The organism is Rhizobium sp. CF122 (assembly GCF_000282035.1).
Taxonomy (GTDB): domain Bacteria; phylum Pseudomonadota; class Alphaproteobacteria; order Rhizobiales; family Rhizobiaceae; genus Rhizobium.
Genome location: NZ_AKKA01000126.1, coordinates 1 through 14,849 on the forward strand (window position 1 = coordinate 1; position 14,849 = coordinate 14,849).

Genomic DNA, 14,849 nt, shown 5'->3' on the forward strand with positions numbered 1-14,849 from the left:
CGTAGCCAGTGGCGGCGAAGCCGTAACCCTGTGCAATGACCAGTCCACCAAGCCAAGCCCCCAGCGCATTCGCGATGTTGAACGCGGAGTGGTGCGAAGCCGCAGCAAGCGTCTGCGCATCCGCGGCGACATCCATGAGCCGGGTTTGGACGGCGGGACCGGCGGCAAAGCCGCACCCGATGCAGAATACGCAAAGCGCCAGCATGAAGGGATTGGCCGCCGTCAGGGAGAACAGCGTCAGCACGACGATGTTGAACACTAGGCTGCCGCCGATCGTTCCCATCAGCGACTTGTCGGCGAGCCAGGAGCCGACGACGTTGCCGACATTCATGCCGATGCCGAAGATGATCAGCATCACGGCGACCATACTCTCCGGCAGCATCGCGACCTGCGTTGTGGTCGGCGCGATGTAGCTGAACATGGCAAACATCCCACCGAAGCCGACGGATGCCGTGGCGAGCGTCAACAGGACCTGCGGACGCTTGAAGGCCCCGAGTTCCCGCTTGAAGCTTGCACCCTCGGCAACACGGTCGCGCGGCACGTAGTGCCAGATCAGAGCAACCGTCAGAAGGCCGACGATGCCGACGATCGTGAAGGCAAGACGCCAGTTGAGCGACTGCCCGAACACGGTGGCGAGCGGCGTCCCGAGCAGGGTCGCAACCGTCAGCCCGAGCATGACGCGGCCGACAGCGCGGGCGCGTTTGTGCGTTGGCACCATGGATGCAGCGACGATCGCGGCGACGCCGAAGTAGGCACCATGCGGCAGGCCCGTTATGAAGCGCATCACCGTGAAGCTCTCGAAGGTGGGGGCCATCGCGCTCAAGATGTTGCCGATTGCAAAGATGCCCATGACGAGCAGGAGCAGCGAGCGGCGCGCCATTTTCGCAGCAAGCACCGCGATGATCGGAGCGCCGACAACGACACCGAGTGCATAGGCGCTGATCACGTAGCCTGCCTGCGGCGTCGTCACAGAAAAGGTGTCGGCCACGTTAGGTAGCAGGCCCATGATCGCGAATTCGCCGGTGCCGATGCCAAAGCCACCGCAGGCAAGCGCCACCTGCACGAGTGCGATCGCCATCGGCGATGGCGCTTCGACCACAGAGCTCGTCTCAATGGAATCGTTTACGGCGACCTGACTCAAGAGGCACTCCTTGGCATTCGATGCGTGACGTACGGGACGAGGGCGCATGCGCAGCCGTGACCGGTAAGCCGGAGATGAAGGGAAATGGAGGTATCCTCCATTGTCTTATCTATCGACGAATGGCTGCGGGGCGTCGAGTGCGTTTTCTGCAGTGCAGCGTTCCCCGATATGCATACGTCCCTTGCAAATTTGGCGGTTCTGTCCCCGCTCCTGAAGTCCGCGGGAGCGCGCTTCAGCTTGAAATCGCTGGTGCAAGAACCATCTCTTAGCAGCGCGGGATAGGCCGTCGCCTCTCGCTGCGGATAACAGGAACTCTATGAAACTTATCGGCTTTTTCAATCGAGATGGCGGGACGTTCAGGACCACCGATATGGAGGCCTATGAAAGCCGGGCCGAAACGGTCTTCAGAGAGGCCGGCCATGATTTCGATGCGATCGTCTTCTCCGGCAAGGAGATCGTGCCGGCCATGGAGCGTGCAGCTCGCCGCGACGACATCGACGGCATCGTCGCCGGCGGCGGAGACGGCACCATCTCGGCGGCGGCGTCCATTGCTTGGAAGAACGGTGTGGCACTTGGCGTGGTGCCTGCCGGAACGATGAACCTTTTCGCCCGTTCCTTGCGCGTTCCCCTCGATATCTGGCTGGCGCTTGAGACACTCGCCTTTGGCGAAGTCGACCAGGTTGATATTGCCAGCGCCAACGGGCGACCGTTCATTCATCAATTCTCAGCCGGGCTCCATGCGCGCATGGTGCGCTATCGAAATTCCTACACATACCGCTCGCGTCTCGGAAAGCTGGGAGCAAGCGCGCGTGCCGCCTTCGGTGTCGTGCTCAATCCGCCCGAATTCGAGGTCGACTTTGAAGCCGCGGGCGTTTACGAGCGCCGCCGCGTTTCCGCGGTCTCGGTTTCGAACAACCCTTTCGGCCAGAATGCCTTGCTTTATGCAGACAGCCTGACCAGCGGCGAACTAGGCTTCTATACCGCTAAGCCGCTGAAACCGCTCGGGGTCGCACGCCTGGCGGTCGACCTCTTGAGAGGCAAGGTGAAGGAGAATGCGGACGTGATGATAATGCATCCGGCACAAGTGCATTTGCACTTTCCGAAGCTGCATTCAAAGGCGAATTGCGTGATGGATGGCGAGTTGCGTCCTCTGGAGCGGGACGTTGCGTTGAGATTGCATCCCGGCGAACTCAAGGTCTTGGTCCAGCAAGGACTTGCAGCGCAGATTAACGAAGCCGAGCGGCGCGAAGTCGCTCCCTAGCAACTCCATGTTGCGGGATTTTTAGACCGGGTACTTGACGCGCGGCAGCCTGATCGCCGCACTTACAGGTCCGATGATCGTCAAGCATTGAAAGACGTCAACTACAGGCGCGGTAGGTAGGTGCGATAGTCGAAGTCGGAGACCGTGCGCAGGTAGGTGATAGCCTCCTTACGCTTGGTGTCTCCGTAGAGCTTTTGGTAGCGATCCCCGAATATGTCGGCGATGAACGGCGACGCCCTGAAAGTTTCGATGGCTGTCAGGAAGTCGTGGGTCAGTTGCGTCGTATGCGCAGGCGTGTGCGACGGCGTCGTCTCCTCGCCGGGATCGAGCTCGGAATCGATGCCAAGCAGCATGCCGCCGAGAATGGCAGCAAGCAGCAGATAGGGGTTTGCGTCGGCTCCGGCCACGCGGTGTTCAATGCGAGCGGCCGGGCCATTCAGATCGGGTATGCGGACCGCCGTGCCACGGTGACCGTAGCCCCAGGTCAGGTCGACTGGGGCGAACGAGCCGGGCTGGAAGCGACGATAGGAGTTGGCGAACGGTGCGAAGACGAGTTGCGCATCCCGCATGGTTTGAAGCAGGCCGGCGCAGACGGATTTCAGCTTTCGCGGTTCGTCGCCTTTTGCATCGAGAATATTGTTTCCATCCTTGTCGATGACGCTGGCGTGTACGTGAAGGCCCGAACCGGCATGATCGGAGTAGGGCTTGGCCATGCAGGTCGACTTTAGCCCGTGCTTGCGCGCAGCCTGTTCCACAATACGCTTCAGATAGATGCAGTCGTCGGCGGCGGCGAGGGCGTCGGGGCGATGCAGCAAATTGATCTCGAACTGTCCGGGGCCGAATTCCGCCGTTGTCGCATCCGCCGGCAACCCTTGCGCCTTGGCATAGGAGCGTACGGTTTGCAGATAGTCGTCGAGCGCATCGACGGCGCTCATGTCGTAGAGCTGGAAGCCGTTCGGCTCGCCGCGATAAGTGAGATTGAGAGGCGGCGAAGGCCGGCCGGTCTCGCGCCAATCCGGTTCGACGACGTAGAATTCGAGTTCGGTCGCGACGACTGGCGTCAGACCGCGCGCTTCATATCGCTTCAGCACGGATGCAAGGATAGCGCGGGGATCCATGAAGCTCGGCGTGCCGTCGAACTCGTGCATGGTTGCAAGCACCTGCATCGAACCCTCGGGCGCCCATGGCATCGGAGCCAAGCTGCGCTCGTCCGGAATGCAATTGCCATCCGGATCGCCTACGGAAAGCGAGAGGCCGGTAATGTCGTCGTTGTCGTCGCCCCAGATATCGAGCGACTGCGTCGACGACGGCAGACGCACTTCGCCGTCCCAGATCTTCTTCTGGGTATCGAGCGGAATCTGCTTCCCGCGCAGGTCACCATTCATGCCAACGAGCAGGAGCTCGATGCGCGGGTCGCCACCCACTGTCGTGCCATGAATCTTGTCGTCTGCCATGATCTTGAAAATCCCCGCGGAGAAGGCCAAGGTCGTAGCCTATTGGGAAGAGGCTTTCAATCTCCGAAGGTGTTTTGCAAATCATGTCCGATACTTACGCGCGCTCCAATCTCGCCGCTATCGACGCGGCACATCACCTGCATCCGTTCTCCGACATGGGAAAGCTGAATGCTGATGGCACGCGCATCATACAGCGCGGCGAGGGAGTTTATATCTGGGACGGCCAAGGCAAACGCTATCTGGATGGCTTTGCAGGACTGTGGTGCGTCAACGTTGGCTACGGGCGCAGGGAGATCACCGACGCCGTTGCCCGGCAGATGAATGAGCTGCCCTATTACAACACCTTCTTCGGCACGACGACGACACCAACCACACTGCTGGCCGAGAAGGTCACATCCCGCGCCGGGCCTGACTTCAACCATGTCTTTTTCACCGGCTCAGGCTCCGAGGCGAACGACACATGGTTTCGTATGGCACGCGTCTATTGGAGCGCGGTCGGCAAGGCTTCGAAGAAGATCGTGATCGCCCGGAAGAACGGTTACCACGGCTCTACGGTTGCCGGCGCCAGCCTCGGTGGTATGAAGTATATGCATGAGCAGGGCGACCTGCCGATACCGGGAATTGCGCACATCGGACAACCTTACTGGTACGGCGAGGGCGGCGAGCTGTCTCAGGCCGAGTTCGGCCTGAAGGTGGCACGTGAGCTGGAGGCGAAGATCGACGAACTCGGCGAAGAGAATGTCGCGGCGTTCGTGGCTGAGCCGATTCAGGGTGCCGCAGGTGTCATCATCCCGCCCGAAACCTACTGGCCGGAGATCGCCCGCATATGCAAGTCGCGCAACATCCTCCTTGTCTGCGATGAGGTGATTTGCGGCTTCGGCCGTCTAGGGGAATGGTTCGGCCATCAGTATTTCGGCGTCGAACCTGACTTGGCACCGATCGCCAAGGGACTTTCCTCGGGTTATCTCCCGATCGGTGGCGTGCTCGTCAGCGACCGCATCGCTGACGTTCTGATCAACGAGGTCGGGGACTTCAACCATGGCTTCACCTACTCCGGTCACCCCGTCTGCGCCGCCGCAGCGCTCGAAAATCTCCGCATCATCGAGGACGAAAGGCTCGTCGAACGCGTTCGTGACGACATCGGTCCGTACTTTGGCACGGTCTGGGGCGCTCTTGGTGAGCACGATCTCGTTGGCGAGGCCGTGAGCGTCGGCCTCATGGGCGCGCTTCAATTGACTTCTGACAAGGCAAGCCGCATGCGCTTCGAAAAGCCGGATGCGGTCGGCGCGCTGGTGCGCAATCATGCTCTCGCAAACGGACTTGTTCTGCGCGCCACGGGAGACCGGATGCTGGCTTCACCGCCTCTCGTTATTAGGTACGAGGAGGTGGATGAGATGGCGCGTATTACGAAGATCGCGCTTGATGCCGCATGGCAGGAACTGAGAAGGTAGGTGCTACAGTCAGCGTGGATAGATCCAAGCGTAGCCAAAGAGGCGCTGGTCTTCCGGTCGTCCGTGAACATAGCCGACACTCATGTGCTTCACCGCCACAGCCGAATATTGCGAGCCGAGATTTCTCTGTACCCATGCATCCAATTCCGGCTGCAAAGCCGTCCCCTCCTTGGAGGTGAGCCAGACGGCTAGGATTGGTTTCTCGGCCGTCCACTCATGGTCAACCTCCAGATTGCCGAAAAACGTGCATAGCGTTGGGACGTCGGGTAGTTGCAGACGCAGGTTGCCGGATGCGGCCCAGCCATCGGTTAGCACGAGCCCGGGGCGCTTGCCTTCCTCGGCAAGAATCCTGCTGACGAACTCCTCGTAGGGCGCATTGTAGGCCTCCGGTCGGCCGAAAAGCGTCGGTACATTCGCGCGCACGAAAACCAGCGACGGCACCACGATCATCACTGCAAGCGGCACGACAAAGAAGCGCTTTGCGAAATCCTCGGCTCGAATCCCGCGCGCCTGCATCTTCAGGCAAAATGCGATCGGCATCAGGAATAGGAGGGGCAGCACCCACCGGTCACGCATGGACGTTATGCCGATGGCGAAAACCAGCAACAGAACCTGCAGCCCAATCACCAGGAAGATGGTGTCGAAAAAGTGAGCCCAAACTGTCGTCGGTCGCAAATTGCGGAGAAATTTCTTGCCGAAGATGATCGCATATACCGCAACGAGCGGCGCCATGATCACGAGGACCTGCCCGAAGAACTCTGTCGGCCCCTTGATCAGCTTAGCGAGTGTGCCAGTGGGCGCTTCTTGCGCCATGGTATTTAGTGTGCGAGTTGCGGCCAAGCCTAGATTGTCGAGCAGCCAAAGGCCATGCGGTAGGAAGATGAGGACCGCAATAGCCAGCGACAACAGAAAACGCCTGTCGAACAGCCGCTTCAGTCCGTCCGGATGCAGGAACACCGCAACCAGTGCGGCGGAAACAACGAGGGTGAAGTTGTACTTCGTCAGCATGCCGAGGCCAAGCGTCACGCCGATCATCACGTAGGAGAGCAGCGACGGCGCCTTCAGCGTTTTGACGATGCTGTAGAGAAGCAGGTTGATCATCAGCATCTGGGCGACCGTATGGGTCAGGTCCCTTTGTGCCTGCCAGAAAACCTGCGGAATCACGAACAGCGAAAGCGTCGCGATGGCGGCGAACAACCGGTCATCGAGTACGAGTTTTGCGAGCTTGTAGTAGCTCAGGAAAAGAAAAAACAGGACAAGGTTCTTGGCTGCGGCAATCGTTGCGATCGACAGTCCGAGGACGGACACGACCATGGCCTGGAACCAATTATAGAGCGGCGGCTGAGTGTCGTAGCCGGCAACGAGCCACTGCGAGAAGAACGCCTGCTGGGATTCATCTACTCGCAGGCCGTTTGGCACCAGCAGACGGACGATGAAGCTGACAACGAAATATGCCGCCAGCAGAAGGACAATGGTATCCGGCTTCCGAGCCAGCAGATTACGCATTCTCGCTTCCATCGAAGACTTGGCGGACGATGTAGTTCGGTGAGGTGTCGTCGCGATAGTAGGTGCGGGCGATCATCTCTGCGAGAATACCTGTCGTGATCAGTTGGACCGACGAAAGCATGAAGACGACGCCGACCATCAGCATCGGGCGGGTGCCGATATCGTTGCCCAGGATGAATTTGTCGACGAACAGATACAGCATAATCAGCGCGGAGATCGCACCGAGGCCGAGGCCCAGCGAGCCGAAGAAGTGGCCCGGCCGTGCCTTGTAGCGCATGAAGAACATGACAGAGAGCAGGTCGAGGATAACGCGGAAGGTGCGCGAGATGCCGTACTTGGACTGCCCGTGCTGACGGGCATGGTGGGTCACGACCATCTCGCCGATGCGCGAGCTCGGCACGACGCCGGCAACCCAGGCGGGGATGAAGCGGTGCATTTCGCCCATCAGCTTCACTTGCTTGATGATCGAGGCACGGTAGATTTTCAGGCTGCAGCCATAGTCGTGCAGTTTCACACCGGTAATGCGCCCGATCAGGTAGTTGGCGCACCATGACGGGATCTTGCGCAGCAGCAGGCCGTCCTGCCGGTTCCTGCGCCAGCCGACGAGAAGATCCAGTTGGCGGCGCTCGAGTTCAGCGACCATGGACGGAATGTCCTTCGGATCGTTCTGCAGGTCGCCGTCCATGGTGGCGATCAACCGCCCTGTCGCGGCGTCGATGCCGGCCTGCATTGCGGCGGTCTGGCCGAAGTTGCGCTGCAGCTCGACAATCCGCAGGACAAGGCCCTCGCGGCCGATATTCTTGCGCGCATTTGCTAGTGTCGCATCCGTGCTGCCGTCGTCAATCAGGATCAGTTCCCAGTGATCAGGATAACCTGTCATGGCCAAGCAGATGCGATCGATAAGTGGGCCGACGCTCTCTTCCTCGTTAAAGACAGGCACAACCAGCGACAATTCGACCGGCCGCATCGCTTCCACGAGGCCTTGACGCGAGTCTACCGTTGTCTGCACGTTTGATTTCTCCTACAAGGCGCACGGGCGCAGGCGGCTTCAGCCGCAATAGTCAGGAAAGCCTACTATATGAAGTTTCCGGTTGTTGCCAGCCGACAATCCTGGTTTATCCGCAATCGAATGACGCTGCTGACGATCGCAATTGTGGCCGCTTATGCGCTTTTCATCCAGTGGTTCTGGGGTTGGTCGGTCATTCTCGGACAATGGGCTGAAGTGGGTACAATCTCGGTTGCCAGCGCCCTGATTTTGCTTACCAGCACCTACTTCCTCAGGACCTGGCGCATCTATGACTACTTCCCGCGTGAGACGGCCGGGCGCTTCAAAATACTCTTCCGCGTTACGCAGATCCACAACCTCCTGAACATCATGCTGCCGTTTCGAACCGGAGAGACCAGCTTTCCGGTCTTGATGCGCACCGAGTTCGGTATCCCGCTGGCGCGGGGCACGTCTGCGCTTTTCGTGATGCGTTTGCTTGACCTGCACGCCTTGCTGGCTGCCGCCGGCATAGGCTTTGCAATCGCATCACCGCACCAGATCATTGCATGGCTTGTTTGGACCGCCCTCCTGGCGCTTCCAGTGGCCGCTTTTGCACTCAGGCAACCTTTATTGCGGTTTGCGAGCAGGATTCTGCCGGCGAAGGCGAAGAAGCTCGTAGTCGAAATCGAGAGGGGGCTCCCGGTCGATGCCGCGGCTTTCACGCGCGCCTGGGTGATGACCGTTGTCAACTGGCTCGTCAAGGTGTTGGTACTTGCTTGGGCCCTCAATCTCATGGGTGTTTTGCCGATGGCTGCAAGCTTCGGCGGCGCGCTTGGCGGCGAGCTTTCGTCGGTGCTTCCGGTGCATGCGCCCGGTGGTGTCGGCACCTATCCTGCTGGGATAACCGCCGGTGCCGTCGCCCTTGGTGCGTCCAGTGAAAAGACGGCGCTCGCTGCCTTGGCACAGGCAAGCATCAATGCACATCTGCTGATCATCGTTTCGGCCCTGACAGGGACGGCAATATCACTGCCGCTCGGTCGCAACCGAAAGCTCTGAGATTCGCTTCTTCAGGAATGCCCGCTCAGGCGCTTGCTGACATAGCCCCAGGGCTGCCTCGTATGCCGCAATCGCATCCGCTCTCCGTCCCAGTTGCCTTAGAAAATCGGCGCGGGCCGAATGCGCCAGGTGGTAACTCTCCAGCTCTCCTGCCTGCAGGATTGCGTCAACGAGTTGCAGACCTCTTTCGGCTCCCTCCACCATCGCCACTGCGACTGCCCTGTTGAGTTCGGCAATCGGCGACGACTGAGCTGATAGCAAGAGATCGTAGTAGTTGACGATGCGCCGCCAGTCTGTTTTTTCAGGCGTTTCGGCTTGCGCGTGCTCTGCGGCGATGGCCGCCTGCAGCGTGTAGACGCCAACCTCGCCATTCCGCATCGCGCCCTCGAGGCGTGCGAGACCCTCACGAATCTTTTCCCGGTCCCAAAGCTTGCGATCCTGATCGACCAGGAGAATGAGGGTTCCCTCCGAGCCTCGCCTGGCGGCGCGACGCGAATCCTGAAGCAGCAGAAGGGCAAGTAATCCCGAGACATCGGGATGCGGTAAGAGACGCGCCAGCAGCCGTGTGAGGCGGATGGCTTCCAAGGTCAGGTCGGCTCGGACAACTTCGTCGCCGGACGAAGCGGAGTAGCCCTCGTTGAAAACCAGATAGATGACATGCAGCACCCGGTCGAGCCGCTCGGGCAGTTCGCCACGCTCCGGGACCTCGTAGGGAATTTTAGCCGTGCGAATCTTGTTCTTTGCCCGCACGATACGCTGTGCCACGGTGGGGGCGGGGACGAGAAACGCGTGAGCGATCTCCTCGGTCGTGAGCCCACATATCTCGCGGAGCGCCATCGCCATCTGCGCGTCAGCCGGTATCACCGGGTGGCAGCACGTGAAGATCAGGCGGAGCATGTCGTCTTCGATCAGATCCATGTTGCCGATCTCCGTTTCGTCGAAAGATCCGTACAGACTTTCCTCGATATCTTTTACAGACATATCGAAACGGGACCGGCGCCTGATATGGTCGATCGCGCGAAACCGTCCGGCGGAAACAAGCCAGCCGAAGGGGTTTGCCGGAACACCATCGCGAGGCCATGTGCGTGCAGCGGCCGCAAACGCGTCATGCAAGGCTTCTTCGGCCCTGTCAAAATCGCCGAGGAGACGGATGAGCGTCGCTAGCACCCGGCGAGATTGCGATCGGTAGATATCCTCGATCAGACGTTCCAAGGTCTACTCCGGTAGTGTCAATATCCTCACCGGGCGGACCTCCACAGCACCAATTTGTGCGCAGGGAATTCCAGCGGCGATTGCTGTGGCCTCATCCATATCCGAGGCATCGATAACATAGACGCCAGCCAGATGCTCCTTCGTCTCGACATAAGGACCGTCCGTCATGCTGATCTCGTTCTTACGCACCCGCAATACGACGGCCTTATCGGGCGTTTCCAGAGCATCGGCATGGACCAGCGTACCGCGATCGCGCAGGTCTTCGTCAAAGCTGAAATGCGCGCGAACGACGGCTTCGGTTTCGGCCGCGGTCTGGCGACCCTCGATATCAGCCGAATTGTAGATCAGGCAAATATAGCGCATGGCATCACCTTCCGTCTTTGATGGAATAGCCGGGGCGGATCTCAATCGCAGCGTACTTCAGTATCGGCAACGTTGAGACGATCGCCTTGGCTTCCTCCATATCCGCGGCTTCGATCAGCACGAAGCCGCCGAGGTGTTCCTTGATTTCGGCGAAGGGGCCGTCGGTTGCCGTCGTGACGCCTTGCTTCAGGCGCAGGGTTACGGCCGTTTCGGGTGCGTGTAGGGCAAGCGCGGCTTGCAGGACGCCGCGGTCTCGCCAATGGTCGTCGCTTACGATGCATTCTTGCGTCAGCGCATCCCACTCTTCCTGCGGTACGAGCTTGCTCCTCTCGGTATCGAACCAGATCTGGCAGAGATATTTCATAACGTCTCCCTCAATTGTGGACCGGAATATCGTAGATCGGCCGAACCTCGATTGATCCCAATTTTGCGAGTGGGATGCCGGCCGCAACGCGAATGGCATCGTTCAGATCTTTCGCATCGATCAGAATGAAGCCGCCGAGCTGCTCTTTCGTTTCCGCGTAAGGCCCGTCAGTCACAGACATCTCGTCGTTGCGGACGCGGACAGTTACGGCATTCTTCGGTGATTGCAGCGCATGCGCGGCAAGCATATGCCCGCTGGCGATCAGATCATCGTCGTAGGTGAGGGACGCCCTGTCGAGATTCCTTTTCTCTTCATCGGTCATGGCTTCAAGCTTTGCAGGCTCGAACCAGACTTGGCAGAGATATTTCATCGTTCGCTCTCCCTGGCTGCCAACAATCATTGGACGATCAGCCTAGGGCGATTTCGACAGGATGCGAACGAATCTTTTTACGGAAGTTTGCGTCGAAACAAGCAGGCTGGTTTCGACCAAGTGTCGTCAGCAACATGGAGTGACGACGATGGGTCTTTTCGAGATTGTGCTGGCGAACTGCATCCGCGCAGGTCGCCAACAGAAAAAGCAGCATCATCGGGCCGATGCGGAATTGCCGACGACGGGGGCCGTGATCACCCGGTTTGCTGCGGCCGCAGCCTTCCTGGCGGTTGCTATCCTAGTGCTTGATACTGCCGGTGAGCGTTATGAGCGTCAGCTCGCAACCAATGCGGTTGCCGCCACACGCCAGTAACGAAACGGCCTATTGAAAGGCCGTTTCGAAGAAGCTTCTGAGCTTGCGCGAATGCAGCGCTTCCGGCGGCATCGCGGCGAGCTTCTGGATCGCACGGATACCGATCTGCAGATGCTGGTTGACCTGCGTCCTGTAGAAGGCAGTCGCCATACCCGGCAGCTTCAATTCGCCATGTAGCGGTTTGTCGGATACGCAGAGCAGCGTGCCGTAGGGCACGCGGAAGCGGAAGCCGTTTGCCGCAATCGTCGCCGATTCCATGTCGAGCGCAATGGCACGAGCCTGGGACAGACGCTTGACCGGGCCGCGCTGGTCGCGCAACTCCCAGTTCCGGTTGTCGATCGTGCCGACCGTGCCAGTGCGCATGATGCGCTTCAATTCGAAGCCCTCATAGCCCGTGATCTCTGCAACGGCCCCCTCAAGGGCGACCTGGACTTCCGCCAGCGCCGGAATGGGCACCCAGACGGGCAGATCGTCGTCCAGGACATGGTCTTCGCGCATATAGGCATGTGCCAGGACGTAATCGCCCAGGCGCTGGCTATTGCGCAGGCCCGCGCAATGGCCGAGCATCAGCCAGGCATGCGGGCGAAGCACTGCCACGTGGTCGGTGATCGTCTTGGCGTTGGACGGACCGACTCCAATGTTGATCATGGTGATGCCGGCATGCCCCTTCTTTTTCAGATGGTAGGCAGGCATCTGTGGCAGGCGTGCAAGCGTAACGTCGGTCTCGGGCTGACTGGAGCCGGCATGCGTGATGATGTTGCCGGGCTCGACGAAGGCCGTATAGCCATCGCCCCCTTCTGCCATCAGCTTGCGTGCCCAAGTGCAGAACTCGTCGATGTAGAACTGGTAGTTCGTAAACAGCACGAAATTCTGGAAGTGCTGGGCGCCGGTCGCGGTGTAGTGGGCAAGCCGCGCAAGCGAATAGTCGATGCGCTGCGCCGTAAAGGCAGCAAGCGGCGAAGGTTCGCCCGGCGGCGGAATGTATTCGCCGTTGGCGATTTCGTCGTCCGTCGTGTTCAGGTCCGGTGTGTCGAACAGATCGCGCATCGGAATGTCCATGAATGCCGCGGCGGATGCCTCGACGTGCGCGCCCTCTCCGAAAGCAAAATGCAGGGGAATTGGCGTTGCCGATTCAGAGACGATGACGGGCACGTTGTGATTTTTCATCAGCAGGCCTAGCTGCTGCTTCAGATAGTGCCGGAAGAGTTGCGGTCGCGTGATCGTCGTCGTGTAGATTCCGGGCGCGGTGACGTGGCCGTAGGACAGTCGGGTATCGATGTGGCCGTAACTGGTCGTCTCGATGCTGACCTGCGGATAAAAGGCGCGATAGCGCGATGTTATCGGCGCGCCTTTGGCGAGCTTGGCGAAGCTTTCGATCAGGAAGGTGGTGTTGCGCTCGTAGAGTTCCGTCAGCACGTCGACAGCCTTGACCGGGTCGTCGAAGGTTTGCGGAACGAAAGGAGAGGGGGACGAAATGTCGAGAGGGGAAGAGATTCGTTTGCTCATGCGCCATTATAGAGTGTTGTTTTTAACAAGCAAACGACGCGGCAGAGGGGATTGCGCAGTTTTTGGGGGTGGCGACTACCGCCGTGGGTCGGATCAGCGGCTTGTTCGGCAGAATGGACTGCTGGCGTCGAAGCATGTGTAATTGGCTCCGAAGTGGGACTGCGCGCCGCCGCCTGCATTGCGGCTGACAGCAGCCGAGAAGCTGACGGCGAAGACTGCCGCAAACAGTGTGATGATGGTGAAACGTCTTGCCAAAATGAGCATATCCATGACTTTGCCTCGGTATCGCCTTAGCGTTGAGACAGTTTTGCCACGTTGTCGCTGAACCAGTGCTGAGATCACGGTTCATCAGGCGTTCAGGAAGCCGGGCGGCTTGAAGCACGGCGGGCGCTGCTTATCTCCTTAGTCCCGCAAAGGAGATTTTCATGACGGCACCGATTGAGCTTTACTATTGGCCGACGCCAAATGGCTGGAAGATCAGCATCATGCTCGAGGAACTCGGCGTTCCCTACGAGGTCAAGTACATCAATATCGGCCGGGGCGAACAATTCGCGCCGGAATTCCTGAAAATCGCTCCGAACAACCGAATGCCCGCGATCATCGATCCGGATGGTCCCGGCGGTGAACCGATCTCCGTGTTCGAATCGGGCGCCATTCTGCAGTATCTCGGCCGCAAATTCGGGAAGTTCTATTCGGCGGAGGAGCGCACACGCATCCAGATCGAGGAGTGGCTTTTCTGGCAGGTGGGTGGATTGGGTCCGATGGCTGGCCAGGCGCATCACTTCCGCGGCTATGCGCCGGAGAAGATCGAGTACGGCATCAATCGCTATACCAACGAAGTAAACCGCCTATACGGCGTGATGAACAAGCGGTTGGTGGAGCGCGAATATCTCGCCGGCGACTATTCGATCGCCGACATGGCCTGCATTGGCTGGGTGATTCCGTACGAGAAGCAAGGACAGGACCTCAACGAGTTTCCCAACCTGAAGCGCTGGTTCGAGACGATGATGGCGCGTCCGGCCGTGATCCGTGGCACGGCGATTGGCAAGGAAGAGCGTGAACGCAGCAACCTTGCCGAGGACAAGGAAGCACAGAAAATCCTCTTCAATCAGCGCGCCCGCTGACACCTAACATAGAAAGCGCCCGGCCAGTTTTTCCGGGCGCTTCCTTTCGAGACTCGTCCTCTACAGGCGCGTCCAGGTCTGCGATTTGCAAAGCACGTTGAGGACGCAGCCCTTCATTTTCAACGAGTTTCCGAGAACGTTGCCCGATCCGCTGTAGGTCTTGTCGTTGGCCGGATCCGTGATCTGGCCGGTATAGGTGACGCCGCTTCCTGCGAGCGTTCCAACCTTCTTGCCGGCATACTTGCCTGTCTTCAGCACGATGCAGTAGCTGCCGCCGCAGGATGCAATATGGGCCGTATCGCCCGCTGCCGTCTTCCAGTTGCCGACGATCGGTTCGTCTGCAGAGGCTGCTCCGGCGGCAAGCATCAATGCGCTGGCGAGAATAAGTGTGCGGATCATTCGTTCCTCCCTAATGTCCCGGCGGGAAAATATATGACGCGAACGTAAACGTAAATGTGTTTTTGCGGCCCACGACAACCGTTTTTCATGAGCCAGAAGCGCCGAAATCTTCCGTTTCAGCTACTTGATGCTGATTTCGTGGTGAACAGAAGGTTAATTTTCAGATCTGAATATTCCGTAAAATTGTGTCGAAAATCCTTAATCAGCAGGGATTGCGATGTTTAACAAAAATCCAATTTTACCAAGCGTTTGCACTTTGTTTGTTTCAAATTAATCATGCATTT

16 protein-coding genes are annotated in these 14,849 nt (G+C 59.1%); 5 read left to right on the top strand and 11 right to left on the bottom strand.

Annotated elements, in window-relative coordinates; genetic code table 11:
* On the bottom strand, positions 1–1,141 hold a 1,141-nt coding region (locus PMI09_RS29385; protein WP_007802935.1), incomplete at its 3' end, for an MFS transporter.
* 316 nt (positions 1,142–1,457) lie between these two features.
* Between PMI09_RS29385 and PMI09_RS29395 the strand changes: the two genes are divergently transcribed.
* Positions 1,458–2,402: a diacylglycerol/lipid kinase family protein gene (locus PMI09_RS29395; protein ID WP_007802939.1), complete on the top strand. Its 945-nt coding sequence runs from the start codon at positions 1,458–1,460 to the stop codon at positions 2,400–2,402.
* A 101-nt stretch (positions 2,403–2,503) separates the two neighbouring features.
* On the opposite strand, the gene PMI09_RS29400 is transcribed toward PMI09_RS29395, so the two are convergent.
* On the bottom strand, positions 2,504–3,886 hold the full coding sequence (locus PMI09_RS29400; protein WP_007802942.1) for a glutamine synthetase family protein: 1,383 nt from the start codon (positions 3,884–3,886) through the stop codon (positions 2,504–2,506).
* Between the two features lie 53 nt (positions 3,887–3,939).
* Between PMI09_RS29400 and PMI09_RS29405 the strand changes: the two genes are divergently transcribed.
* Positions 3,940–5,307 (top strand): aspartate aminotransferase family protein, encoded by a 1,368-nt coding sequence (locus PMI09_RS29405; protein ID WP_007802944.1) that lies wholly within the window; start codon positions 3,940–3,942, stop codon positions 5,305–5,307.
* Positions 5,308–5,316: 9 nt separating this feature from the next.
* Here PMI09_RS29405 and PMI09_RS29410 read toward each other — a convergent pair whose 3' ends face one another.
* Both PMI09_RS29410 and PMI09_RS29415 read right to left on the bottom strand, forming a co-directional pair.
* Positions 5,317–6,813, bottom strand: a complete 1,497-nt coding sequence (locus PMI09_RS29410; RefSeq protein WP_007802946.1) for a glycosyltransferase family 39 protein — start codon at positions 6,811–6,813, stop codon at positions 5,317–5,319.
* Positions 6,806–7,822, bottom strand: coding sequence for a glycosyltransferase family 2 protein (locus PMI09_RS29415; RefSeq protein ID WP_007802948.1), 1,017 nt, complete (start codon positions 7,820–7,822; stop codon positions 6,806–6,808). Before PMI09_RS29415 ends, PMI09_RS29410 begins: the two co-directional genes overlap by 8 nt.
* 69 nt (positions 7,823–7,891) lie before the next feature.
* Between PMI09_RS29415 and PMI09_RS29420 the strand changes: the two genes are divergently transcribed.
* Entirely contained in the window at positions 7,892–8,854 is a 963-nt protein-coding gene (locus tag PMI09_RS29420; protein WP_007802950.1) for a lysylphosphatidylglycerol synthase domain-containing protein, read from the top strand.
* On the opposite strand, the gene PMI09_RS29425 is transcribed toward PMI09_RS29420, so the two are convergent.
* Genes PMI09_RS29425 through PMI09_RS29440 form a run of 4 tightly spaced genes read right to left on the bottom strand, consistent with a single transcriptional unit; the run spans position 8,822 to position 11,163 of the window.
* Positions 8,822–10,066 (bottom strand): RNA polymerase sigma factor, encoded by a 1,245-nt coding sequence (locus PMI09_RS29425; protein ID WP_007802952.1) that lies wholly within the window; start codon positions 10,064–10,066, stop codon positions 8,822–8,824. The two genes, PMI09_RS29420 and PMI09_RS29425, sit on opposite strands and share 33 nt — an antisense overlap.
* Positions 10,067–10,069: 3 nt before the next feature.
* The gene (locus tag PMI09_RS29430; protein WP_007802954.1) at positions 10,070–10,429 is read right to left on the bottom strand and encodes a YciI family protein; all 360 of its coding nucleotides are present in this window, start codon (positions 10,427–10,429) and stop codon (positions 10,070–10,072) included.
* Between the two features lie 4 nt (positions 10,430–10,433).
* Complete coding sequence (locus tag PMI09_RS29435) at positions 10,434–10,793, bottom strand: YciI family protein (protein ID WP_007802956.1); 360 nt, start codon at positions 10,791–10,793, stop codon at positions 10,434–10,436.
* A gap of 10 nt (positions 10,794–10,803) precedes the next feature.
* Positions 10,804–11,163 (bottom strand): YciI family protein, encoded by a 360-nt coding sequence (locus PMI09_RS29440; RefSeq protein ID WP_007802958.1) that lies wholly within the window; start codon positions 11,161–11,163, stop codon positions 10,804–10,806.
* A 148-nt stretch (positions 11,164–11,311) separates the two neighbouring features.
* On the opposite strand from PMI09_RS29440, the gene PMI09_RS29445 reads away from it, so the two are divergent.
* Positions 11,312–11,536, top strand: coding sequence for a hypothetical protein (locus PMI09_RS29445; protein ID WP_007802960.1), 225 nt, complete (start codon positions 11,312–11,314; stop codon positions 11,534–11,536).
* Positions 11,537–11,545: 9 nt separating this feature from the next.
* On the opposite strand, the gene amn is transcribed toward PMI09_RS29445, so the two are convergent.
* Both amn and PMI09_RS31825 read right to left on the bottom strand, forming a co-directional pair.
* Positions 11,546–13,042, bottom strand: coding sequence for an AMP nucleosidase (gene amn, locus PMI09_RS29450; protein ID WP_007802962.1), 1,497 nt, complete (start codon positions 13,040–13,042; stop codon positions 11,546–11,548).
* Between the two features lie 93 nt (positions 13,043–13,135).
* The gene (locus PMI09_RS31825) at positions 13,136–13,312 is read right to left on the bottom strand and encodes a hypothetical protein (protein ID WP_007802964.1); all 177 of its coding nucleotides are present in this window, start codon (positions 13,310–13,312) and stop codon (positions 13,136–13,138) included.
* Positions 13,313–13,467: 155 nt separating this feature from the next.
* Here PMI09_RS31825 and PMI09_RS29455 point away from each other — a divergent pair, with 155 nt between their 5' ends.
* Positions 13,468–14,166, top strand: a complete 699-nt coding sequence (locus PMI09_RS29455) for a glutathione S-transferase N-terminal domain-containing protein (protein WP_007802966.1) — start codon at positions 13,468–13,470, stop codon at positions 14,164–14,166.
* Between the two features lie 60 nt (positions 14,167–14,226).
* On the opposite strand, the gene PMI09_RS29460 is transcribed toward PMI09_RS29455, so the two are convergent.
* Positions 14,227–14,565, bottom strand: coding sequence for a DUF2147 domain-containing protein (locus PMI09_RS29460; RefSeq protein WP_007802968.1), 339 nt, complete (start codon positions 14,563–14,565; stop codon positions 14,227–14,229).
* Positions 14,566–14,849 lie beyond the last annotated feature (284 nt).